The sequence below is a fragment of the candidate division KSB1 bacterium genome (genome assembly GCA_022566355.1).
In the GTDB taxonomy this organism is placed as follows: Bacteria; Zhuqueibacterota; JdFR-76; order JdFR-76; family DREG01; genus JADFJB01.
On record JADFJB010000064.1, the window covers coordinates 1 to 24,624 of the forward strand.

General features: G+C 38.0%; 20 protein-coding genes. 1 reads left to right on the forward strand and 19 read right to left on the reverse strand.

What is annotated here, in order from left to right; genetic code table 11:
* Nucleotides 1-36 precede the first annotated feature (36 nt).
* A complete protein-coding gene (locus tag IIC38_12085; GenBank protein MCH8126686.1) occupies nt 37-1,008 on the reverse strand; it encodes an IS3 family transposase in 972 nt (323 codons plus the stop codon).
* A gap of 401 nt (nt 1,009-1,409) precedes the next feature.
* On the opposite strand from IIC38_12085, the gene IIC38_12090 reads away from it, so the two are divergent.
* Nucleotides 1,410-1,679 (forward strand): HDOD domain-containing protein, encoded by a 270-nt coding sequence (locus IIC38_12090; GenBank protein MCH8126687.1) that lies wholly within the window; start codon nt 1,410-1,412, stop codon nt 1,677-1,679.
* On the opposite strand, the gene IIC38_12095 is transcribed toward IIC38_12090, so the two are convergent.
* The 18 genes from IIC38_12095 to IIC38_12180 all read right to left on the reverse strand — a co-directional run bounded on the left by IIC38_12095 (nt 1,676) and on the right by IIC38_12180 (nt 24,020).
* Nucleotides 1,676-1,816, reverse strand: coding sequence for a hypothetical protein (locus IIC38_12095; GenBank protein MCH8126688.1), 141 nt, complete (start codon nt 1,814-1,816; stop codon nt 1,676-1,678). The genes IIC38_12090 and IIC38_12095 overlap by 4 nt on opposite strands.
* 108 nt (nt 1,817-1,924) lie before the next feature.
* Complete coding sequence (locus IIC38_12100) at nt 1,925-3,340, reverse strand: M20/M25/M40 family metallo-hydrolase (protein MCH8126689.1); 1,416 nt, start codon at nt 3,338-3,340, stop codon at nt 1,925-1,927.
* A 131-nt stretch (nt 3,341-3,471) separates the two neighbouring features.
* Nucleotides 3,472-7,191 (reverse strand): glutamine synthetase adenylyltransferase, encoded by a 3,720-nt coding sequence (locus IIC38_12105; GenBank protein ID MCH8126690.1) that lies wholly within the window; start codon nt 7,189-7,191, stop codon nt 3,472-3,474.
* 186 nt (nt 7,192-7,377) lie between these two features.
* Entirely contained in the window at nt 7,378-8,796 is a 1,419-nt protein-coding gene (gene glnA, locus IIC38_12110; protein ID MCH8126691.1) for a type I glutamate--ammonia ligase, read from the reverse strand.
* Between the two features lie 311 nt (nt 8,797-9,107).
* The gene (locus tag IIC38_12115) at nt 9,108-9,191 is read right to left on the reverse strand and encodes a hypothetical protein (GenBank protein MCH8126692.1); all 84 of its coding nucleotides are present in this window, start codon (nt 9,189-9,191) and stop codon (nt 9,108-9,110) included.
* Nucleotides 9,192-9,201: 10 nt separating this feature from the next.
* Entirely contained in the window at nt 9,202-10,023 is an 822-nt protein-coding gene (locus IIC38_12120) for a carbon-nitrogen hydrolase family protein (protein MCH8126693.1), read from the reverse strand.
* Nucleotides 10,024-10,309: 286 nt separating this feature from the next.
* Entirely contained in the window at nt 10,310-11,473 is a 1,164-nt protein-coding gene (locus IIC38_12125; protein ID MCH8126694.1) for a hypothetical protein, read from the reverse strand.
* Nucleotides 11,474-11,516: 43 nt separating this feature from the next.
* Nucleotides 11,517-12,245, reverse strand: coding sequence for an NTP transferase domain-containing protein (locus tag IIC38_12130; protein ID MCH8126695.1), 729 nt, complete (start codon nt 12,243-12,245; stop codon nt 11,517-11,519).
* Between the two features lie 9 nt (nt 12,246-12,254).
* On the reverse strand, nt 12,255-12,782 hold the full coding sequence (locus IIC38_12135) for an SLBB domain-containing protein (protein MCH8126696.1): 528 nt from the start codon (nt 12,780-12,782) through the stop codon (nt 12,255-12,257).
* 14 nt (nt 12,783-12,796) lie between these two features.
* The gene (locus tag IIC38_12140) at nt 12,797-13,000 is read right to left on the reverse strand and encodes a hypothetical protein (GenBank protein ID MCH8126697.1); all 204 of its coding nucleotides are present in this window, start codon (nt 12,998-13,000) and stop codon (nt 12,797-12,799) included.
* Nucleotides 13,001-13,660: 660 nt separating this feature from the next.
* The gene (locus tag IIC38_12145) at nt 13,661-14,425 is read right to left on the reverse strand and encodes a TIGR00159 family protein (protein ID MCH8126698.1); all 765 of its coding nucleotides are present in this window, start codon (nt 14,423-14,425) and stop codon (nt 13,661-13,663) included.
* A gap of 98 nt (nt 14,426-14,523) precedes the next feature.
* On the reverse strand, nt 14,524-15,480 hold the full coding sequence (gene folP / locus IIC38_12150; protein ID MCH8126699.1) for a dihydropteroate synthase: 957 nt from the start codon (nt 15,478-15,480) through the stop codon (nt 14,524-14,526).
* A 215-nt stretch (nt 15,481-15,695) separates the two neighbouring features.
* Entirely contained in the window at nt 15,696-17,276 is a 1,581-nt protein-coding gene (locus IIC38_12155) for a hypothetical protein (protein MCH8126700.1), read from the reverse strand.
* Between the two features lie 72 nt (nt 17,277-17,348).
* Complete coding sequence (gene ftsH, locus IIC38_12160; GenBank protein ID MCH8126701.1) at nt 17,349-19,400, reverse strand: ATP-dependent zinc metalloprotease FtsH; 2,052 nt, start codon at nt 19,398-19,400, stop codon at nt 17,349-17,351.
* Between the two features lie 28 nt (nt 19,401-19,428).
* Entirely contained in the window at nt 19,429-19,995 is a 567-nt protein-coding gene (hpt, locus tag IIC38_12165) for a hypoxanthine phosphoribosyltransferase (protein ID MCH8126702.1), read from the reverse strand.
* On the reverse strand, nt 19,988-21,379 hold the full coding sequence (gene tilS / locus IIC38_12170; GenBank protein ID MCH8126703.1) for a tRNA lysidine(34) synthetase TilS: 1,392 nt from the start codon (nt 21,377-21,379) through the stop codon (nt 19,988-19,990). Before tilS ends, hpt begins: the two co-directional genes overlap by 8 nt.
* 204 nt (nt 21,380-21,583) lie before the next feature.
* Nucleotides 21,584-23,146, reverse strand: coding sequence for a hypothetical protein (locus tag IIC38_12175; protein ID MCH8126704.1), 1,563 nt, complete (start codon nt 23,144-23,146; stop codon nt 21,584-21,586).
* Between the two features lie 295 nt (nt 23,147-23,441).
* Nucleotides 23,442-24,020 carry a sulfotransferase domain-containing protein gene (locus IIC38_12180; protein ID MCH8126705.1) on the reverse strand — a complete coding sequence of 193 codons (579 nt, stop codon included), beginning with the start codon at nt 24,018-24,020 and terminating at the stop codon, nt 23,442-23,444.
* Nucleotides 24,021-24,624 lie beyond the last annotated feature (604 nt).

Sequence of the window (24,624 nt, forward strand, 5' to 3'; positions counted from 1 at the left end):
CAATAAAAATGAGACACTTTTCATTTTTTATTTAAGCTAGTTTTTCGGTTTATTAATCCACACCATTTGCTGCAACCTTTTCACTTCTGGTTTTCCCTTCACAAAACGTTCCGGATATTTTTTATATGCTTCTTCAAGAACTAGTTGCCTTTTAGCAAGAACCAGATCTGCTTTCCCATAATGAACTGTACCCGGTGTCAACATTCCAATTCCTGAGTGTCTATGTTCGTTATTATACCAGTTATAAAATTTCCTGCAAAATAACCGGGCATCATAGATACATCCAAAACGGTCAGGAAATTCCGGCCTGCCTTTAAGAACACCAAAATGTGATTCGGAATAAGGATTATCATCAGGAACATGCGGCCTTGAGAATGATTTTATTATTCCAAGATCAATAAGTAATTGTGCCAGGGTCTTTGATTGCATCTGTTTTCCCCGATCCGAATGAATTTTCAATTGTCCCGGTTCGATGTTCTGTTTCAAGCAACTTTCGGCAATTAACTCCTTTGCCAAAGTTGCGATTTGTCTGTAAGCTACCATCCAGCCAACAACATAACGACTAAAAATATCAAGGATCGTATAAAGATAATAATAAGTCCATTTTTGCGGACCTTTTAATTTCGTAATATCCCATGACCATAGCTGATTCGGGTTTTTTGCCAATAGTACAGGAACAGAAAAATTATGATGGACTCGATTTCGCCGGTCTACATTTTGTTCATGTCTCGAAAGAATACGATACATTGTCCGTTCACTGCAAAGATATGTTCCTTCATCAAGTAAAATCGCACATATTTCAGCCGGTGACAAATCTAAGAAACGTTCCGAATTAAGTGTGTCCAAAATTATCGTCTCCTCATGCTCTAATATGCGTCTGGGCGACTCTTTTATGGAAATCCGTACCATACTATCATTCTTCATTGAACGATAAAATGTAGCCCTTGAAACAGAAAAAGCCGTGCAAAGAGGCTTAACGCCGTGTTCTGTCTGGTGATACTCTATCATAGTTATTCGCTCTCTTAAATATCCTTTTCTGTCTCGGCCAGGCAATAATATTTGCTAATAGTACCTCTGAGATCTAATAAAAAAGAAAAATATTCTTGATTTGTATTAAAAAAATCATCTAAACTTCTAACGTTTTCCCTGCAATTCGTAAATAAAGTTTTCAATTAGCAAGCTTAGAAATTTTTTAGGAATCAATATAACAGACTCTATTAATAATTTTAATTGTAAGTCGATAATTAAAAGATATCAGGTTCAAGTTAAGGAATGAATCGGATTTACAATTTAAAAAGCCAGCAGGGGCTGAATTCAAGTTACAAATTCCAAATTCCTTAAAGGATCAGTTACTTAATCTATCTAAAGAACTTTCTGCACCTCCTAATATTCTTACTCGTATTCTTGAATTGACGAGTGGATTAAATAGTGATGTGGATTATATTGTAGATGTCCTGTCCACTCAACCTATTATCGCCGCCAGAATAATAAAAGTAGCTAATTCTGCTTTTTATGGTTTATTTCGAACGGTTTCTAGTGTCAATCAGGCAATCTTATTTTTGGGCATGCAGGTAATTCGCAATATTGTCGTAACGGATTCAATCCAAAATATTTATCAAAAAAAAGGTCCGCACCACCAGTATTACAATAAAACAATAAGTTATGGAAACACAGTTTAGCTACGGCCATCTTTTCCCGTATGTTGGCCGTAAAGCAACCATACGTAATTTTGATTATCGATTAAGGGAATCATTCTAAAATTAAACCAGGCATCAATTTCATACCCGATCCAAGCATTAACCAAGCTGATTTTCATTCCAAGGAAAAAACTTCCTTTATTTATATCATAATGAAGCCGGCTATATAAACAGAGTTAATAAAATCCGCAATTGAAATGGCAACTAACTTATTATTTTTAAGGTAGTTAGTTACCTTCCTCAGCCAGCACATAAGCAAAAATTGCCATACCGATAGCGCCTATTTCCAACTCTCTTGGACTCACAGTTTCCAACACATCATTTTCCGAGTGATGAACATCAAAATAACGCTGGGAATCCGGTGCGAGGCCTATCAGAAGCGTATCCCATTGCCGAGCCAAAGGTCCGATATCCGCGCCACCGCCACCAGCAGTAAACAAGTCCATACCCAGCTCTTGAAAAAGCGGCAGCCATTTTCGGTATTTCCCGGCAACTTCTTCATTTCTTCCAACCCGGAATCCTCGTGGAATGAAACCGCCCGCATCCGACTCAAATGCCGCCACATGTTTCTCGTTTTTGCGTCGACCCGATTTCACATAATCGCTGCCACCGGTTTGCCCGAATTCTTCATTCATAAACAGCACAGCCCGGATCGTTCGTTTTGGCTGAAGTCCCAATTCTTTTATTAACCGCAATGCTTCAACAACTTGAACACAACCAGCGCCATCATCATGAGCACCGACGCCTTTATCCCAGGCATCCAAATGAGCGCCTAATAAAATGACTTCATTAGGCTTTTCGCTTCCTGTAATCTGTCCCACCACATTTGCCGAAGGAACCGGCGACCGTGTTTCACAGCTTAATCTTAAATTTACAATAACTTCCGGATCTCTTAACAATAGCATACTCAGGAAATTTGCATCCCGGGTACTAATTGCTGCCGCAGGGATTTTAGGAACATTGTCTTCGTAACGCATCATCCCGGTATGAGGGACATTATCCAATCGAAGGGTCATTGATCTAACCAGCACCGCAACTGCCCCAACTTTGGCAGCCGCAATTGCGCCGCTTCCTCTTTGGTCCACTGCTCCACCATAAGCTCTGAAAGTTACAATCTGGTCAGGATCTAAAGGCCTGTTATAAAACAGAATTTTTCCTTTTGCTTTTTCACCCAAATTTTCTGCTTCTTCCAACGATTGGATTTCAATCACAGATGCGGAAATTCCAAGCTCAGATGTGCCTATACTATTTCCTAATGCGCAAACGGAAAGAAGCCTGGTACCAACAGTCGGCGAATTGATTACACTTGCTTCTTCAACGGTTCCCCTGACCCATCGTTGAACCATCATGGGCTCCAGGTGAACGTCATCAAAATCCAAATCCTGCATCCATTGACGGGTTTGCTCTACTGCTGCCGCGGCTCCCGGTGACCCTGCCATTCTTTTGCCCGCCACAGCAATCAACTCATCCAGCATTGAATAAGCTTTCAGCTCTGCCATTCCTTTTGCCCGCATTTTTTTCACAATATCCATGTAGGGTTGTAGACTTGATTTATCCTGCGTAATTCCTTTAAAAAATGGGATCATTAATATTAGTACAAAACTGATATAGCTTTTGGTTAACGATCGGGTTCTTTGTTTCATCTTATCGCCTCTTTTCGATTAGCAGTTAGGATTTCAAATTCATTCTTCAAAATAAGGAATCCCAATATATCAATTATAAAAGGGATTCTCAATATGGATTATGGAAATGGGTGGATCGATACCAAAGTTCTCTAGTTTGGATAAGGAAGCAAGCGATTGTTTAGCTCTTGAACGTTGGTCGTAAACTTCAAAATATCCTTTTTTAACTGGTTTTTTTCCAGATAACCAAGTCTTCTGGCAAGAAAATAAAATTCTTCGGTGTCAGTGGAAGGAACAGTCAAATCCCGTGTATTTCCGCGAACGACCCTGAGACTATCAATTAACAATCTAAGGGAAACCAGTGCATTTGTAAGCGTTTCCTCTTCTTGTTTCGTGATAATGCCAGTCTCATGTAGCTTTAATATTGCCTGACGTGTATTTTGTAACTTTAATTCTGGTTTTGCCTTGCCATGTGTAATTTGAAGGCCTTGAACCAGGTACTCCAAATCAACCAAACAACCCGGACTGAATTTCGCGTTCAAAGTCCCACCAGTTACCAATTGCCGGATTTGACGTTCCCGCATTGCACGCATAGAAATTACATCAAATGGCTCATCAGTATAAAGGATCTTGTCACGAAGCTCAACAATCCCTTTGCCAAAATTTGGGTCGCCAGCTATGGGGCGTAATTTAACTAGTGCTTGACGTTCGTAATTCCAGGCAGGTCCATCCGGATCAAAATATTTTTGGAACGCATCTTTTGTTACTGAAAATCGTCCTGCCTTGCCATAAGGCCGCATACGCATATCTATTTCAAATACACCTGCACGTTTGGCATGTATCGAATTTCTGACTTCATGAACCAATGCTTCAAAATATTCAGCATTTGTAATTGAATTTGGACCTATTGTTTTGCCTTTTCCTTCATAAATAAACATCAACTCTATATCCGATGCAAATCCCATTTCTCGCCCACCAAATTTACCTAATGCGAATAACGTTATCGGGCTTCTTTTACTGCCAACTACCGGCATTCCATATTTCTCAACGAGGTGTTTTTCACAAAAGGCGAATGCAGTTTCAACGATTACTTCGGCAAGATCGGAAAGCTCTGCGGAAAATTGACCGAATTCGGTAATATATCCTTGAATGTGGCGCATATCGATGCGAAACATCTCACGGTCTTTAAATTCATTTAATTTCAGTACAGTCTCGCTTTCATCAGATATTTTGTTTAGAGCCATATTTAGTTCTTTTCTCAAATCCGCTTTTGATTTTACGGTAGAAAGGGCTTCTAAATCCTTAAGGACTGGAAACAAATTGTGATGCTGCAACCTGAGAAAATCAGTCCAAAGAAAATCACTCACGCCAAAAAGTTTTGCAAGTGCATCCATTACATCCGGTTTTTGGATAAAAACCAGCTCATTCATCCAATTACTCTGCTGAAAAAGTTGCTCGATGAATTCACGAAAATGCAATAATGCAGATTCTGGGTTGGGTGCATTTGGCAACAAGCGAACAAAGTGTTTTACCAACGTAGTTGCGATTCGCAATTCCCGCTGTTTTGAGGGTTCTGTGATTTTTTGACCTTGTATATCAGTAACGAAAATGGTATCATGCAAACGATCTTCAATAGAGCTGATCATAACCCGCCAAATGAATATTCCATTCAAAGTTAGAGCGTTTGTTAATTCATATAAAAATCCGATTGTATCCGAAGCATCAATCCTTAGAATCGTATGATGTTCGGAGGCTGTATTATCAATATCAATTAATATCGGTTGCATTGAAGTTGTTACCTCTGTGGTTGTTTGACGTAGCGTGTTCGCAACACGCTTAGCCAATTCGCCTTGCACTTCCTTACTTTGTTTTGCGCGTATCTTACGCAAAAAATCCACAAGCTCGGTCTCATAGTTTTGCCAAATTTCTTCAGAAACATGTTTTTGAGTTTGAGTAATTCGAAACACATCTACAATTTTTCGCAGGGAACCTTTTTCCACATTAGAATGGGATATTCTCTTGCGTCTTCTTCGGCTACCCGGTTGTTTGGCGCCGGTCGAATCTACTGATTCATAGGTGAAAATTTGGCCGCTTTGTATATTGAATCCATAAATGAAGAGCAATCCACATATGACGGATAAAGCACCTAAATAATCATAACCGACAATGACGAGCTGCCAGGAATGATCCGTTAAAGAAGTTGCTTCAATTTTTGCCAATGTATTCTCATCGAGAAACTGAATTAGTTTTTCATGTTTTTCAATTTCCTCGTTTGAAAATATTTCTCGGTAAGAAGCATTCATTCTGGAAACATGTTTACTTAAATCATTCTCAATCCCGTGAATATTAGAAGGTAACTGACCTAATCGAACCTGTTTAGGAATCTTGGAACCGCCAAGGTACTCTTCATAGATTTCTCGGATTGCTCTACTATGTTCCTGATAACGAGCCATGAAGTTTTTACCGGCATTTTTTCCCGAAAATGCAAGTCTATTGGCAAGATAAGTAATATCATCAGCTTTGGATGGAATAAGATGAGTTTGGCGATAATGCATCAATTGCAAATGGTGTTCAATAATACGCAGAAAAGTATATCCGTCTGTTAAGATTCTAAATTGCTCTACTGGTAAGAGATCACATGCGCGCAAACGAGCCAAAGCATCAATAGTGTTGCGACTGCGTATTTCGGGTCGATTGGCACCATGAATAAGCTGGAGGTATTGCGTTAGAAATTCAATATCACGGATGGAACCTTCTCCATGCTTAACTTCCCGTTGGTTTTCACCTCGTATGCGCAAATTTGCTTCAACACTTTTTTTCATTAGGCTAACTTCAGCCCGCACATTATGATTGGCTACATCGAAAACCAAAGGTTGAATTCGATTCAAAAATTCTATGCCAACTCTTTCTTCGCCTGAAATAACCCTGGTTTTCAATAGAGCCTGTTTTTCCCATAACCGGGCCGTCGTTTCAATATATTTAAAATGATCCTCCAAAGATGAAATAAGAGGTCCATCACGGCCCCATGGGCGAAGACGCATGTCCACACGGTATAAAAATCCTTCACCGGTAGCTTTTGAAAGTGAATTGATTAAACTTTCACCAAGTTTGCGATAGGCTATTGGGATGGATTCAACGATAAACAACAAATCAATATCGGAACTGTAATTTAATTCTTGTCCCCCAAGTTTTCCCATTGCAAGAACAGCAAATCCTTGCGGATCGATTTGAGTTTTTTCAGCGGCGATCTCAAGACATGCACGTACCAAACTATCTGCAAGGTTAGAAATTTGCAAAGTAACCGTTTGAAAATCTAAAAGCCCCATTAAGTCACTGGCGCCAATGCGAAGCAATTCTTTCTTTTGATATTTTCTCAAATTATCCAGTTTTTCAGATATGTGTTCGGTAAATTGAATTGACTTTATGGATTCGGCATAAAATTGATGAACGGTTTTAGTCTGGGCTAGCTGTTTACGATCTTTTAACTGTTCGAAATATTCGGGGTGTCGAAACAAAATTTCTGAAAGGAATTGGCTGCCGGCAAAAAGCGTAATTAAAATTTCTACCATACGAGGTTCGTGGTTCAGATACTGAAGCAAGGCCGACTTATCTGAAGCTCCATCCAGGAATTGTTCAAAATTGATTAATGTCTGATTGGGATTAGCTGCTTTGGAAATGACCTCCAAGAGAAATGGGTACAATTGATTAAGATTGGGAATCAACTCATCGGTTTCAGCCATTCGTAAAAGACTTCGATGGGCAGCCTGCCAATCTTTAAAGTTCAAACTTTGTAAAAAGTTAGAAATTTGTTCCGGGTTTAGCTGTTCCCGTAACAGAAGGTCTATTTTTTTATAATCTATTAAAGTGGTCACAAAAGGGTCCGACAAAAAATCAACAAAATAAGTATAGCTAAATCTATAAATTATTTTGTTTACAGCAAATTTGTAAGCTCACAAAATAAGTTGAAAGATTTAATTTATATTATTCTTGAATTCGGTAAAAAAAAACGCCCGGCGATTGTCTCATCGTCCAGGCGCTTTTAATTTGATTCAATCTTCTTAAATATCGTAATACAAAGCGAATTCATACGGATGTGGCCGCAACCGCATCGCATCCACTTCGTTTACTCTTTTGTAAGAGATCCATGTTTCAATTACATCACTGGTGAAAACATCACCCTTCAGAAGAAAATCATGATCTTTTTCCAAGCTTTCCAAAGCCTCATCCAATGAAGCAGGCGTGGATGGGATTTCTGCCAATTCTTCCGGAGCCAATTCATAAATATCCTTATCCAACGGTTCACCAGGGTGGATCTTATTGGTAATGCCATCCAAACCGGCCATTAGCATGGCGCTAAAAGCTAAATAAGGATTACAAGATGGGTCCGGCCAACGGCATTCTACTCGTTTGGATTTTGGATTATCGGAATAAACTGGAATTCTGCATGCAGCGCTACGATTTCTCATTGAATACGCCAGGTTAACCGGGGCTTCATAACCGGGTACCAATCTCTTAAAAGAATTGGTTGTTGGATTGGTTATAGCGACAAGAGCCGGCGCATGTTTTAATAAACCACCCATAAAAAACATGGCTATTTCACTGAGGCCTGCATAACCGGAACCGGCGAATAGCGGAGTTCCTTCTTTCCACAAACTTATGTGGGTATGCATCCCGCTACCATTATCACCAAAAAGCGGTTTCGGCATGAAAGTAGCGGTTTTACCATGCTTCCGTGCAGTATTTTTGACAATGTATTTAAACAACAGCATCCCATCAGCCATACTTACCAAAGGCCCATACTTCAAATCGATTTCTGCCTGTCCACCTGTGGCAACTTCATGATGGTGGCATTCCACATCCAGCCCGCTCTCGATCATGGTTAGTATCATTTCACTACGAATATCATGAAACGCATCGCTAGGCGGAACTGGAAAATATCCTTCTTTGTAGCGTGGTTTATAGCCAAGATTTGGATTTTCCTCTTTTCCTGAATTCCAACGGCCTTCCACGGAATCAATAAAATAATAGCTAGAATTGGCGGTTTGGTCAAACCGAATATCGTCAAAAATGAAGAATTCTGCTTCCGGGCCTAAGTAAGCTATATCTGCTATACCTGTAGATTTCAAAAATGCTTCAGCTTTTTGGGCAATATTACGCGGGCACCGGGTGTATTTTTCTTTAGTTAGAGGGTCATGGACATCACAAACCAAACTTAAAGTCGTTGGCTGCATGAATGGATCTATAATAGCAGTGTTTGGATCTGGAATGACAATCATGTCACTTTCATTGACCGCCTGCCAACCCCGGATACTGGAACCGTCAAACCCGAATCCTTCGGTAAATAAATCATCTGTTAATGTGGAAATGGGAGCAGAAAAGTGCTGCCATAAACCCGGGAAATCCATAAACTTTAAGTCTAGAATTTTTGCATCCTTATCTTTAGCCATTTGCAGGACATCCGCAATAGATTTAGCCATGTTCTTACCTCCTGTAAATTTTAATGTTTATTAATTGATAAATGGTTAAGTGGTTAACAGTTTATTATCTTATATCTCCAAATAAATTTAAATTGAGTAAAAATGCAAATTGTATGCCATCCACAACCCAAAATAAATTTCTTAGTTTAGATCTGGTTATATGTATTTTAAAATCAATAAGTTAAAATTTTCTATGATCGATTTTCATATTAAACTTTGGAAATATTTTATGCCTTAAATACAACAGGTTGCACAAAATCGGGCAGAGGTGTTCAGAAAATGACCAGCTTTAAAAAAATTAGAACAAACTGCTATGATATTGGAGAATTGTTCTGAGATTGCAGATGATATTTTTTCATTCGGCTCCGTAATGTATTGCGATGAATACCAAGCATTTTAGTAGCTTTATTTTAACCAGGCGCCATATAATTCCGGTCTCCGATCAATTAAGAAATGTTTTTTTGCATGGGAATTAGGGATTTCATTAAGGTCAATCTCAGCATACAGAATGGCATCGTCTGAATCGGGAGCTTGTGCAATAATCCTTCCATCTGGCGCTGTAACAAAAGACTTTCCCTCGAACTCAATGCAATCTTCCTTTCCAACACGATTACAAAGTGCAGTAAAATAGCCATTTTGAAAACCTGCAACCTGAAGTTCAGATTCAAACAACCCAGGAGGCCATTCGCCTACGGAACCTGCCTGGGGGATAACGACTAATTCTGCTCCCTGTAAAGCCAAGGACCGCATATACTCAGGATAATGTCGATCATAACAAATGGCTATTCCGACTTTACCGATAGTTGTTTCAAATACCTGAGTGCCATGATTCCCTGGTGTATAATATCCTCCTTCATGAAAACAAGGCGCTTCAATTATGTGAACCATACGTGTCGTACCAAGTATGGATCCATCAGAATTAATCATCGGCGAAGAGTCAAAAGTCTCATTGCCATAGCGTTCGAATAGATTTAAAACAATAACAATACTAAACTCCTTAGCCAATTGGGAAAATATATCTGTTGTTCTTCCAGGAATGGTTTCAGCGAGTTTCGTCACATCTCCGGAAGCCGGAGTTTGGGGATAAAATCTAGAAAAGGCCAATTCTGCAAATGCGATAAGTTGAGCCCCTTCATTTGCGGCTTTCTTAGTTGAAGCCACTGCGCGATTTATATTTTCATCAATATCCAAAGAAGCATACTGTTGAATTAAAGCTAATTTGGTCATCTTTTTAATCCTATTAACTTCTTCCAAATATATATCATCAAATTACAATTATTTAAATATGGGACAAATTAATGGAATTTGCAATCACCAATTATCCTTAAAAAGGATTCATAAACTAACCCAAGTTCTCAAAAATAAATTCAACAAAATCGTTTATGAATTTTGAAAAATGTAGTACTACTAAGTTATAATAATGGCATAATGAGTTATATTAAATTGAAAATAAATATAAAAAAAAGCCCTCAAACAAGAGGGCTTTTTTAACTCTAAAATTAATTATCTATTATCAGTTTGAATCGTTTTTCTTCTTATCGCTTTTCTTAGAACCGTCGCCTTCTAAAAGTTTTCGTAATCTTTCGAGTTCTTGCTCAGCCTTTAGCCGTTCTTCTTTGATTCTTGTTAATTCTTTTTCAGCTTTTTCAGTTTCTCTTTGCTCTCTTACAATCTGTTCAAATACATCACGGCGTGTTTCCGCTTTCCTTACCAGAATATCTCTTTCACTTCCTTGATTATAGGAAGCTGATAGAATATTAAATTTCACACCGGTATTGATTCTCCAGGTTGGATAGGAGTCTGGTAGCTCACTAAACGGTTTGGTAACAAAATTATAGTCAGTTGCATCTTCACCTGATGTGAGGAGAAGATCGGCAGCTACATTTAATTGCACCCAATCAAACAGTTGATAGGAAACACCAGGGGTAAAATACACGAAACTTTCTCGACTATAAGCTGAAACCGGAGGCTTCTGAACAAAAAAGCTTCCATGGACCTCAGCAGATACATTCCATTTATCATATGGCTGTCCAACACCAACAGCAAAATTTAGAGAAGAAGAAGTACCTTTGTTTTCTAAACTGTCAGGAAGCAGCTTGTTTAATCCACTCCCTGAATCATTATGCAAATTAAAGCCAAGATTAAAATGGGCATTGAGTGATTCATTCGGGAAAAGAACATCACTTGCATAGCTGCTTAAACCGGTAAAACCAACTTCAAATGATCCAGCAGAGTAGGGTTCATAAAGAACATTATGACGTTCGGCAAGAGGTATTCTTGTTGTGACCAGGGCACCATATTTAAATTTACTTGCTGCAGAACCAAGAGAACCTATTTTTAATTTGAAAAATAAATCATCTGGTATATTACTATTCACAAGGGCATCATCCTGATATATGATTGGTTGAAAAGTAATTTCAACCCGATTACTCAATCCATAGGTCAACGCAAAAGAGCCTTGAACATCCCATATTGTTAATGGGCCAGACACGTATTCAATTCCTTTGCCAAAAAAACGAGAATGAAAAAAAGCATTTAAACCTCCTTTTTCCAATGTTCTCGCAGAGTGGGTATACATCAAACCTTGGCCACCAGCATGGAATTGTGCGTTCACAAGCGGCACTAATGTTATTGTAAACAACAATATAAGCAATAATGATACTTTTGATACTTTCATCACAGATCTCCTTGAATGTGATTATAGTTCGATAAATTAAGTCCTAAGTAAAATTTAAATTACTATTTGCGATTAAATGATTTGCATTATATAAAGACTCAAAAGTCCCGGCATCCGTCCACCAACCATCCAAAATGTTATAACTCATTTCCTTTAATCGGATATACGCATTGTTTACATCTGTAATTTCTAATTCACCTCGATCAGATGGATTTAGTGTTTTTATAATATCAAATACTCTTGAATCATACATATAAATACCAATTACTGCATAATTTGTCTTTGGAACTTGTGGTTTTTCAACAATGCCTATCACTTTTTCATCTTCGACTTCTGCAACACCAAATCTCTGGGGATCTACTACTTCCTTTAAGAGAATTTTCGCTCCAGATTTTTGTTCTTTAAATTCATCAACATATTGTTTTATATCTTTTTCAAGTATATTATCGCCAAGAACAACAATAACTTTATCATTATCTATAAAATATTCTGCTAAATCTAGCGCTTCGGCAATGCCGCCTTCGCCCTCCTGGTAGGTATAGTTTATATGCCTTAACCCAAATTCTTTGCCATTTCCAATTAGACGTAAAAAATCTCCTGCATTTTTACCACCGGTTACAATCAAAATATCATCAATCCCGGAACGAACCAATGTTTCGATTGGATAATATATCATTGGCTTATCATAAATTGGAAGCAGATGCTTGTTTGTGACTTTGGTAAGAGGAGAAAGTCGCGATCCTAAACCGCCTGCTAAAATTACACCCTTCATGTGATTTAATTATCTCTGAATTCTAATTATAAGATATGTTAGGTTAGCTATTATTGCTAATTGTCCTAATATTTGAAATGATTTTGCAATTAACGCACCAGTCGTGCCTTTAACCATGATCATATCATTCGGCATCAATAATGGATTAAAATTCATATCGCCAGTTTCTAGGAATTTCTTGATATCAAACTCAATAATCTTCTCTTGCGGCTTTCCATTTGTACCATTAGTTTCTAGTTCAAAAGTTCTGACAATTTTTATTTTGGAAAGTTTTGCATTTGCAGAAGGTCCACCGGCATATGATATCAAAGAAACCAGGTCCGTATTGCGTGGAACAAGATATTGTCCAGGAGCTTGTACGAAACCCCAAATATTCACTTTTATGAGCAATTCATCGTCCGACCCAATTTGATATTGTGCACCTCTATTTTGAAAATTGAGGATCGTACTTCCCTGAGCATAAGCATTAGTAAAAATCACAAACCCAAGGAATAAACAAAAGATTATTACTCCCAATTTGTAAAATTGATGAATCATTTATCCTCCAATTTTTAAAGTTCCAATAAATTCCAAACTGATTCTGAGCCGGAAAAAATATCCGGGCCTAACACATCCACACGCCAACGAAACTGACGGTTAGTTGGAATTGAATCAAGCAAAGCTTTTCCATCCCAATCATATTGGATTTCAGTGATTGAATCAAATGAAGTTACAAGTGATATCCATATCACTTCATCAGAATTTACATCTTCCATTCGAAGTAGATATCCAACTGGAGATATAAACGGATAATGCCATGCAAAAGTGGGCTTTGCGGCATTAAGAATGATTCAAATTCCTGGCTTTGGATAAGAGCATATAACTAACGGTATCTGACGTGACACTATCAAAACGCCTTTTATCCACCGATTTGAGGTAATAATAATAACGCGATTCTAATTCAATATCATAGTCAATAAAAATTGAATCCGGTGCATTCACAGAAGTTAAAAATTGAAATTCATTTTCAGCCTCTGATTTTCTATAGATTTTTGTCGTCCCCGAATGGGCTGGATGATCATCTCAGTAAATCAAATTGATTTCCTGATGCTTTTAGTTCCCTCCTTAAAAATAACCAGGAAGAATTTCTATCGATTCCCAAATCAAATGTAATTTTAAAACTGTAGGCACGCCCATACCAATTAATGATATCTGCATTGCCTCACATACGATAGTAATCGGATCAAAAATCATAACCTATGACACCCATTTCCTTAAAATTAAGGAGCTTCGTTTATGGGATCATATCTCTGCTCAAAATTAAATTAGAAGTATAATTATTTTTTTAAGTCACCCTATACCTCTAAATTCCTACATTTTCTGTTTCTCCATAACTCCACTTCTCCGTTATCATCTTACTTCTCAGTTTCACGTCTTTATTTCGACTTAATGGCTTGTTCAATCATTTCGTACAATTTCTTTTCATCCAAATTTCTATGCAGTTGACCATCCATAGCCACTGAGATTTTACGTGTTTCTTCGGAAACAATAATGATCACAGCATCAGATTCTTCGGCCAAACCTACAGCTGCCCGATGTCTTGTGCCTAACCAAGGTTCTAATTTTGTCGATTCAGATAAAGGTAAAATACATTTGGCAGCTTCTATTAATTCATTTTGAATTATCAAAGCGCCATCATGCAAAGGAGATAACGGGTTAAAAAGTGATACGATCAGAGGTGATGATATTTCCGCTTGAATTGGTTGTCCTGTTTCGATCACCCGGCGCAATCCGGAATTTCTGGCAAGCACAATTATGGCGCCAAAACCGCGATTCGAAAGCTCTAAACTGGCTTTGATAATCTCGTCAATTGCAAGTCCACTACGAACAAGTACAAATTTTCGAATCAAGGGTATTTGACCAATATTGAGTAAAAGCCTGCGCAATTCGGGCTGGAAAACAATAACAAATGCTATCAGCCAAATTGTTTGTAAGTTATTAAATATCCATACCATACCGTTTAAGTTGAATAAATTCACAAGAGCCGACATCAGAAGAATGATTAGTAAACCTACAGCCATTTGCAAAGCGCGGGTCCCGCGTAAAAACTGGTATAATCGATACAGGATAAACGCAATTAACAATACATCCAACACGTCTATTAACGTGACTTTTAGAAAGCCAACTTGAAACAAGGTGATGTTTATTTTACTCATCGATTACTAGATAGAATTTTGTAATTGGTTTTGTTTTTTTTCATTCGCAACAATTCAGCCGCTAAGACTCAAAGGCTCCAAGTTCATAGTTTTATCTTTTGAGTCGTAGAGGCTTCGAGGCTGAATAGATTCTTTCTTTCTAAAAATAAATCGGCAACAAGAGCGGCTTTCTTGGTTTCTTTTACATCATGAACCCGCACAATATGAGCGCCATTCTTCACCGCCATCACATGGGACACCAGGGAACCCTCCAATTCCCCCCCCCGATCCATTGATAGAGCTTTGTTCAAAAAAGATTTTCGCGAAGCTCCAACTAATATTGGAGCGTTCAATACCTGTAATTCTTGCAAGCGGTTAATCAAGTCATAATTATCAAACCATTGTTTGCCAAAACCAATTCCGGGATCCAAAACGATCTGATCAGAATTAACACCCATTTCCATTGCTTTATTCTTGCTATTATTCAAAAAAAGAAGGATTTCCTCCATTAAATTATCGTACGATGGATTCCGTTGCATATCCCTGGGTGTACCCTTAATATGCATTAAAATCAATCCAGCGCCATCTGAAGCCAATTTTGCAATTTCAGGATCATTGCCTAAGCCGCTAATATCATTGAGGATTTCCGCCCCGGCTTCAATAGCCAATTTTGCTACTTTGACTTTTTGGGTATCAATTGAAATTGGGACACCGCTTTGTTTTCTAATCGATTCAATCACAGGGATTACACGACTTATCTCTTCTTGTTCTGATACCGGTAAAGCACCCGGCCTAGTGGATTCACCACCAACATCTATAATATCAGCTCCATCTTCCACCATTTGCAAGGCATGCTCTACAGCTTTTGCGGTTTGGATATATTTTCCCCCATCGAAAAAAGAATCGGGGGTTATGTTTAAAATTCCCATTATATGCGTTCGCTCATGCAATTGTAAAGAGCGTCCTTTAATCTTCCACACCAATTCAGTTTGATTTTCAAAGTTTCCCAATACTTCAGCAATTTCATTTGAAATGAATACAAGGCCCTGTTGAGCTGACATTTCAACTGTTAAATTGGCATATTCGGAGTGTAATCCTGTCAAAAAGAGTTCGGAATCCAAACTCTTGAAGGAAAATTTGTTCCTCAACAAAATCTCTTTTAGTTTTTTTTGTTTTTCAGGAATCAGATTCGCGAGCTTTAAACAAATTATTTGATCACCCGGTAATCCATGGATGGAATGATTTGATAGAATCCGAACATGTGATGGTAATGCTGTCAATTCGGTAACTCTCCCTGTTTTTTTAAAAGCATAACCAGTCTTTTTCTGGCTTCTTCTTTATAGCGATCGTTTGGCCCGCGATTGTACCGGATTCTCTTGCGTAAATATTCGATTGATTGCTCAATATCTTCCTCTTTCTCGCTAATGTAAGCAAGGTAAAGAAAAGCATCGGGATTCATGTTTTGAGTTGCTATCCTGGTAAAGATTTTTTTTGCATTAACAAAATCTTCCTGGTGAAAATAAACGACACCTAAATTAAATTTAACAGGCATTTTATTAAAATAATTGCCAGACAACATTTTGCTGAAAATAGCATGGGCATCCACGTAATTTTGTCGTGAAACATAGAATTTCCCAAGCGTTAGCAAAACATCAAATTGATCCGGGAAAACCTCTAGAAATTGCAAAAGGATGTTTTCACTTTCCTCATATCGACTATTCAAGTTAAGAAAGTCTGAATATTGGATTATTGCTTGAAAGGAAGCGGGATTAACGAATAGCGCTTGGCGAATGAGCGATTCCTCGTTGAGAAATTTTAGATTTTGATAGCGGCTCGGGTGTAACTGGGTCAAATCCAAATACAGCCTGTCGCTAAATCGATCTAATTTATGGCTCTCCTTTAACTTCTGTTCAGCAACCACAAAATTTTCCAACAAAATTGCATGCTCACCCCAAATTCTTTCTACATCACCATTTATGATATTTTGATCACGCAATTGGTAAAGATATTGAGTAGCTCGGGAAAGATGATTTTGATAATAGCCTCCATCGGCTTGTAGAATTTGTGCAGAATCCACATCCAACTGGGCCAATTCGATTTGAGCAGTATAAAAGCCCTCATCTATTTGTAAACACTGCAAATAACTGTGTTGAGCAGAAATCAAGTCCTTTGAAATATAGGCAAGTTTGCCTTTAGCCCATGTTTTTTGTATTTGTTGAGGCCATCTGCTTGTAAAGATTTTGGAATATTGTGAATCAATTGAAAAAATATCCAAAACTCCCGGCTGTAATTCAATTTCTTCCGGTGTGCCTGAAAGAACATCTCTTGTGGTATCAAATCCTGCAGATTGGTTTTGAACTAATAGGTCTCCTGTAATTAACTCAGATGATGTTTCGTTTCTTATATAAATGACATAACTGGCTCTCATAAATTTAGTGAGCTTGGTTTGATAGGAAGAATATTTTAAAGAATCCCAATTTGCAATAGCGAGATAACTATCCGGCTTATATACCAGAAACCGGCTCAAATCAATTTTGCTCTTTAGAAATTCATATAAATAGGTTTGATAGAGATAAGTTTGTGAAGAGGAGTCTGATAACTCAGGATTTATATCAGCCAGTATAAGAATCCGTTGGCGTTCATGTGGCGGAGGATATTTAAACCAAAAATAAACATAACCTATGCAAATACTTAAACTGCAAATACCCCCTACTAAAATTAACCGATCAAGACGCAGTAATTTTGAAAAATGAAATACGAACCAAAGAACGAACCAGGTAATTGCCAGTAATGCAACGAGAAGAAATATTCCTCCTGGGACATTTCCAGAATAGTATTCTAAACTGGTTTGAAACATGCAAATTCATTCAGTTTATTCACAATGAGTCAAAAAATAGTATGAGACTAGTTAGTACCGTATTAAAAAGAATCATTCTGTTTTTGATTCTTCTTCTACTTTTTTCTTTCTCCTTGTTGTACCGCTAGCTTGCTTTTTTTGAGATTTCCCATCTCCGGAATTATCAGATGATTTTGCTGAATTTTCTGCTTTTCTACTTTTGATTTTCAATGTTTTGCCTTTAAAAATCTGATCAACTTCGTCACCATCTAAGGTCTCATATATCAACAAAGCCTCAGCTATTGCATGAAGCTTTTTCATATTTCCTTTGATAAGTCTTTCAGCGCGATTCGAAGCATCCTTTACAATTTTTGAAGTTTCGGAATCAATTAATAATGCCGTCTGTTCACTATAATTTTTTGATCTCGCAATTTCTCTACCAATAAAAATCTCTTCATTCTCTTTTCCAAATGCAAGAGGACCAATTTTGTCACTCATGCCCCATTCACAAACCATCTTTCGAGCCAATTCAGTTGCTCGTTCGATATCATCTCCTGCTCCAGTTGTAAAATGATTATATACAAGCTTCTCCGCTACACGACCACCAAGCAAATGCACAAGACGAATTTCCAATGTGGTTTTGGAATAGGAGTGACGTTCATCTATGGGTAAGTACGAAGTTACACCAAGAGCTCTTCCCCTCGGAATTATAGTTACTTTATGAACAGGATCCGATTCAGGAATTAATTTTGCAACCAAAACATGTCCCGCTTCATGAAAGGCGGTGCTTCTTTTTTCATCTTCGGTAATGACCATACTCTTTCTCTCGACGCCCATCAATTCCTTATCTTTGGCTGATTCCATATCCTCCATTTCTACGTGCTTTTTTCCGTTACGAGCGCTAAGTAGCGCTGCTTCGTTAACCAGGTTTGCCAGGTCGGCGCCGGAGAAACCAGGTGTTCCTTTTGCCAAAATGTCTAGCTTAACATCATCGGCAAGAGGAACCTTTTTTGTGTGGACTTTTAGAATACCTTCTCTTCCCCTAATATCTGGCCGATCCACCACAATTTGGCGATCGAAGCGACCCGGACGCAGTAAAGCTGTGTCCAGCACATCAGGTCTGTTAGTTGCAGCAAGTAATATTACGGTTTCATCGGTCTCAAATCCATCCATTTCAACCAAAAGTTGGTTTAAGGTTTGCTCCCTTTCGTCATGACCTCCACCGAGCCCGGCGCCTCTGTGTCGTCCGACAGCATCAATTTCATCAATAAAAATGATGCACGGTGCATTGCGTTTGCCTTGTTCAAACAAGTCACGTACGCGGGATGCTCCAACGCCGACAAACATTTCAACAAAATCCGCACCACTAATGCTGAAAAATGGAACTGAAGCCTCGCCTGCCACTGCCTTTGCCAAAAGCGTCTTTCCCGTTCCTGGAGGACCTAATAAGAGAGCTCCTCTTGGAATCCGGCCACCGAGCCTCTGGTATTTATCAGGAACTTTAAGGAAATCAATAATTTCGAGCAGTTCTTCTTTCGCTTCATCTGCACCTGCAACATCATCAAAAGTTACCCGGGGTTTGCTCTCCGTTATCAACTTAGCACGGCTTTTTCCAAACGAAAAAATTCCGCCAGCACCGCCTCCTTGCATTCGCCGTAGAAAAAATATCCAGAAAACAGCCATGATCAAAATCCAGGGAAGCAGGTTGAGAAAGTACCCTAACCAATCAACGGATTTCCTTTGGAAATTATAATCTACTCCATAATCGTCCCATTCTTTTAACATCCAATCTTCAATAAAGGGCAGGGTAACATGGAACCTTAATACTTTAATCGCTTTACGATCTATTTCAATGGTATTTTCATATTTTAATTCCCCATGTAATTCGTCACCTTCAATAATCGCTTTTTCAATATCACCAGCCTCTAGGAAGTCACGATAATGACCATACTCTATTGCCTGCTCACCTCTACCACCCAAATTCCCGAATGCATTGGCAAACAAAACCGAGCCAAGGATTACCAAAATCCAAATGATTAACGAGCGAGATTTCCACTGGAAGTTATCAGGTTTTTTACCTTGTCCACGGTTTGTACCGCCATTTTGTTTTTTTGAAGAGCTACCTTTTTTTCTTTTTTTATCCATAAACTATATTATAACTCCGAATTTCTTATTATTCTTGCATTATATAGACATTCTTTAGATTCCGTAGTTTTTGCTTGTAATCTAAACCATAACCAATAACAAACTCCGGTGGGATTGAAAAGCCAACATAATCGATCTTTCTATTTGGTTTTGCGTTATCCCATTTTACCAATAACGTAATGAAACTAAGTGACGCTGGGTTCATGGCCAATATTTTTTTATTCAAAAATTGTACAGACAAACCGGAATCAACTATATCTTCGGCAAGAATTACATCTTTTCCTTCCAAATCACAATCTATTTCCTTCATTAAATTTACTTTGCCAGATGATTTTAGTGCATCTTCATAGCTGGAAATTTTAATAAAATCCACTTCACAATCAATTGACAGTTGCCTGATTAAATCAGCTAAAAAAATAAAACTTCCATTTAACACGCCTACTAAAACAGGACACCTGTTGGCGTAATCCGTAGAAATCTCATCGGCGAGTTCTTTGATTCTATTTTGAATTTGCTCTTCCGATAGTAAAAGACGGTACCGACCGGATTCTTCGATTTCTGTTTTTAAATTTGGATATGTTATCACTTCACTCATATTCGATTTTTAGTTTAATAACATTGCTGGTATTTTCCGTGATTCTATACCTGTGATCCAATCGACATCCGCAAACCCAGACAATTTCACTTCCATTAGTTAATACTAGAATTTTTCGCCGCTTATGATAAGGCACTTTATGATTTATAAAAAAATTCGATAATTTTTGTTTGTGGCCAAGACCTAAAGGAAAAAAATAATCTCCACTTTCAATTGATCGAATCTCAATCTCATTGTTTTTTAGTTTCTTTGCATCGATAAATTCAACATTACAATCATTTTCGAATGCTGTCAGACTTTCTTGTGAAAATTGGCTCGAAAATTTAAGCCTTAAACTGTCCAATGATATTTTTTCGCCAATCGTCACAGACCTATGAATAGGTTTCAGCTGATGATCTTTATACAAGACAATCCCTGAATGATCAATGCCAATCTTCCAACCTGACGGAAGTTCATACCAACGTCCTGATTTGCCACGATGTATGATTTCCAAAACTTGACCTAATTGACGAAATGAAAGAACATTTTGTTTAAATTTGACCTTTGCAAGTATATGAAACAGAACATATTTTTGCAGTATTGAAAAGTAAGAGCAAAAACGTTCAATATCAAGCGTAAAATTTTCATCTTCTTCTGAAATTAAACAAGCCTGATAAGCCTTTTTCGCTTCAACCTTTAAATAGTTGTCACCTTCCAGGAAAATGGCACTAAAATCGTTAAGTCTTTTATGAATGTTAGAATTTAATTCCTTTTTGATTACCGGAAGCAAATTATGTCTAATGTAATTGCGTGTGTGGTCCATAGACAAATTCGAAGAATCCTGCACGTATTGCAAGTTCTGATCCTCGGCAAATTTTTTGATCTCCCAACGATAGGCAAATAATAGCGGCCGAACGATATTTTTCCTTTTCGGTAAGATTCCAGCCAACCCTCCCCAACCGCTGCCACGAACAAAATTGAACAATACCGTTTCAGCCTGGTCATTTGCATGGTGGCCAGTTGTAATTTTATCGAATTTTTTTTCTGCTCTAATTTCTTCTAAAAATTGGTAGCGTACTTCACGGGCAGCCAGCTCGACGCTAAGCTTATTTTCTTTCGCATAATTATCGACATTGATTTGCTTGGAAACAAATTTGATGTTTAGATTTTGAACATATTCCGAAACAAATTTCTCATCATGGTCAGATTCCTCACCCCTCAATTTATGGTTTAGATGGGCTACCAATAAGCTTAGATTATATTTCGACGCCATTTGGTTAAAACAGGACAATAATACCATCGAATCCATTCCTCCTGATACTGCCACGACAATTCGTTCTTCATCTGAAATTAGATTTTTCTTAATGAGGTAATCCTGGAATCTATTTAGAAAATCTGTTTGCATAAGTTAATAACACGCGTTTAACAAATTGATTATCATCATTATGTTATCTTTTAAATGTAATCCACAACTATTCTTGAATAAAATAAAAACCCAGGATAATTTCCTGGGCCGGTGCATAAATAGTTCAGGAACAAATAATAGAAATGTCAAAAAAACATTTGACTTATTTTTGTGAATTGCTGATATCACACCTGTCACCTATTACTAACGCGACATCACCATCACCAAAATCAATCCTTCTCCTTTTTCCAGACCTTCAAGCGCCTTGCCTATAGCTGCCCCTTTACATCCTTTACCTTCAGCACACCGTTGGGCATAACCCGGTTTGCTGGCTGCCATCAATAAATCTCCAGGGATTATTGATCCATTTTCGGTTGTGGCTTTCACCGGCACTCGACCCATCAATGCCAGCATAGGTCTGTCCGTTGGTACGGATTTTCTTTCAACTGAATTACCAGAAGACATTGTCATTCGATCCTGATTATTGCCAAGTATAAATCCTGGTTCGGTGGTTACAACTCCGGTAATCGAATGACTGTTAGCACTCGCTTTTCGATAGTAGCCGGGTTTTGTGGGATCCAGTTCCACAACGTCGCCGAATTCGACGCGCCCGGAAACATTGATAACCTCAGACATGTCTGCTCCACTACCTATGAAGGCACCCTTTGCAAACACATCACCGGTTGAACGATCTACATAGAATACAATTCCACCCTTCAAGAATTTTCCGGTATGAGCAACAACATCCAATTCTATCGTCCCATTGGATGTTGTACGTATATGCATAGGTGTGTTTGTGTGGTTTACCGGGGAAGTGAAGGCATCTCCAATCTCGTCGGGATCCGGACGTAAACGAAACGGCAAGTTACTATCCGAAGCAGAAAAAAATAGTTCGCCCCAACCCATAGCATCATAACCATAAAGCAATGTCGACCACCAGGCATAATCAAATTTTCCCTGGTCAAACGAGGGATCGTTTTCTGAAACTGTGGTAACGGTCGCCATCCGGGTCCCAAATTGGTTTTTATAAGCAAATGCCTTGTCGGATTTGTTTGCCCAGAATGTCGGATCTTGAAATTCACTCAATATAATTTGGAAGCTTTCATTCAGGTAAATATCGTTAGGACCAAGGGATGCCGGTTCACCGGTTGGATTGAAACCAGGGTCGATTGCTGAACTGAAAACATCATCCGGATTAAATGCGTTAATGAACACCCCAAGCCCTTTGCCATGAACATAGTCTATCGCATCATTCTGTCTTTGGCGGGATACTCCAAAGTCGTATCCTGCTTCATCGAGGAAAATACCTTCGACTCCCATCGAAGCCCAGGCATCGACACGACTCTGAATCTCAGTCATTGGCAAATTGACTGTTTCAGCAAGCAAAGCTCCAACAATTCCCCTTGCAGCCCAGGCATCTACACGATTCTTAATCTTCTCCTGGGACAGGTTAACTACTGTCACTCCAATAGGGATATATCCGTAAACTGCCGTATTATTTGGTGGAGTCCTGAGATTGCTAATGATCGTATCTGTGTTCGAGTGATCGGAATGCGCCAGATTTTCCAGTCCACTGCCAAATACAACAAGATCATAATCGCTAAACACATCTGTTGCGGCTGTAAGGTCTTCCAACGATCCGTTGACCAGACTGGGAAATCCATAATAAATAGCAAGTTTACCTGGCAAGAAAGGACTCTGGACGGAAGCAGTGCCTATAGCGATAATAAAAATAAGAATTGAAACGATAAGCTTATTCAGCTTCATTGGATTCCTTAAGACAAAATCTCGTTTTATATCCTATAATTAATTCATAAAGTCTTGAAATGAAGATTGTGATTCCCGGGAATCACTTTTTGAAAATTTAGCCAACGGCATTCTTATCAATCTAGATAACTATTTTTATTTCTGTTAGTAACTCAATTTACCTAAAGTCAATTGAGATGGCAAGAAGATTTTAAAAAATTTTGAATATTTTGTAAAATATGGTTTTTTGAATTATTTGTAACTCTCTTGTTTTATTTTAGTATTCAGCTTTGTGACAAACGAAATAAATTTCGCTTTACAAAACAATCTTTCCTATTAACCTCTGTCGGTACAAAGCTGGATCAACGACTCCAAGCATTTCTTCAGTATTCATGTTCATTTCGAGGAATACAACAATCCGTTTGATTTGCTTTTCCGGATGATCTATCACTTCTTTATAATCAAAAAAAATGACATGAATGTTTTCCTGTTGCATTAGCCATCTCTTGATTTCGTCCAAATGTTCCTGATATTTCGTTATGTGAAAATCCGGATATTCATTTGGAGATTTTCCTCCTGCGTTTTGCAACATCAATTTTTGCGATTGGACTACTTCTGCCAGGTTCCGTTCAATAAATAGAATTTTATATTTGTGTTCAGTTGGTAAAAACGTAAGATATTTTGGTACAATTTTGATCACTTTATCATCGGCAATAGATAACCAGGAGTTATCATAAGGCAACTGTTTGACTTTCTGGTATTCCTGATAACCGCAAGGATTATTCACATCCGGTTGGCGTTCTTTATCATCCAATACATCCATTCCAACTTTGTGTAAAATTTGCATCATCATAGAGGTGCCGCTACGGGGTAATCCGGATACGATTGTAATCAAAATTTAATTCCTTGATTCAGAGTCAATTTCTGTAAGCCCTTTAGGACCAAACTTATTTATCTTTGACCCTTGTAATTTTCCATTTACAGTATCTACCACGGTAAAAGTAATATGTTCTTTTTCTTTGAAATAACCTACCCAATATGGATAATAGCAACTTTTTTGAAATTGAAATAAACTGATTTACTGATGATTGGATGTTTTTATATTCATTTAATATAAAATTCTTCGTATGTTGCTAATCCCTTTTGACTTGCAGTTCTGTGATTCATAATGAGGGGATACTCGCAGTTCCTTCTGATGACTTATTATCATTAAATGTTATATTTTGGTAATAAGAAAATAACCTTAAAACAGCACTAATTGCTGGTTATATGCAAAATAAAAGTGAGCAGCTAATTATTGATTAAGTTATGTCCAATTGTTTCACAGATGTAGTTTAGTTTTTGATCTCAATTACCCCTCCTAACCTCCCCTTAGCAAGGATTAGCAAGGGGAGGAATTTCCCCTCCTTGTTTAAGGAGGGGTTAGGGGAGGTTTAATAATATTGATAAGTACAATTTTAATATGTTACAGTTATAATAATTAGGTTTTTATATACTAA

Coding starts and splice junctions, on each gene's coding strand:
- IIC38_12155 (MCH8126700.1), bottom strand. CDS start 17,276: ATGTTTCAAACCAGTTTAGAATACTATTCTGGAAATGTCCCAGGAGGA.
- IIC38_12095 (MCH8126688.1), bottom strand. CDS start 1,816: ATGAAAATCAGCTTGGTTAATGCTTGGATCGGGTATGAAATTGATGCC.
- IIC38_12085 (MCH8126686.1), bottom strand. CDS start 1,008: ATGATAGAGTATCACCAGACAGAACACGGCGTTAAGCCTCTTTGCACG.
- IIC38_12100 (MCH8126689.1), bottom strand. CDS start 3,340: ATGAAACAAAGAACCCGATCGTTAACCAAAAGCTATATCAGTTTTGTA.
- IIC38_12120 (MCH8126693.1), bottom strand. CDS start 10,023: ATGACCAAATTAGCTTTAATTCAACAGTATGCTTCTTTGGATATTGAT.
- ftsH (MCH8126701.1), bottom strand. CDS start 19,400: ATGGATAAAAAAAGAAAAAAAGGTAGCTCTTCAAAAAAACAAAATGGC.
- glnA (MCH8126691.1), bottom strand. CDS start 8,796: ATGGCTAAATCTATTGCGGATGTCCTGCAAATGGCTAAAGATAAGGAT.
- IIC38_12130 (MCH8126695.1), bottom strand. CDS start 12,245: ATGAAGGGTGTAATTTTAGCAGGCGGTTTAGGATCGCGACTTTCTCCT.
- folP (MCH8126699.1), bottom strand. CDS start 15,480: ATGTCAGCTCAACAGGGCCTTGTATTCATTTCAAATGAAATTGCTGAA.
- IIC38_12140 (MCH8126697.1), bottom strand. CDS start 13,000: ATGGAAGATGTAAATTCTGATGAAGTGATATGGATATCACTTGTAACT.
- IIC38_12115 (MCH8126692.1), bottom strand. CDS start 9,191: ATGCTTGGTATTCATCGCAATACATTACGGAGCCGAATGAAAAAATAT.
- IIC38_12135 (MCH8126696.1), bottom strand. CDS start 12,782: ATGATTCATCAATTTTACAAATTGGGAGTAATAATCTTTTGTTTATTC.
- hpt (MCH8126702.1), bottom strand. CDS start 19,995: ATGAGTGAAGTGATAACATATCCAAATTTAAAAACAGAAATCGAAGAA.
- IIC38_12125 (MCH8126694.1), bottom strand. CDS start 11,473: ATGAAAGTATCAAAAGTATCATTATTGCTTATATTGTTGTTTACAATA.
- IIC38_12175 (MCH8126704.1), bottom strand. CDS start 23,146: ATGAAGCTGAATAAGCTTATCGTTTCAATTCTTATTTTTATTATCGCT.
- tilS (MCH8126703.1), bottom strand. CDS start 21,379: ATGCAAACAGATTTTCTAAATAGATTCCAGGATTACCTCATTAAGAAA.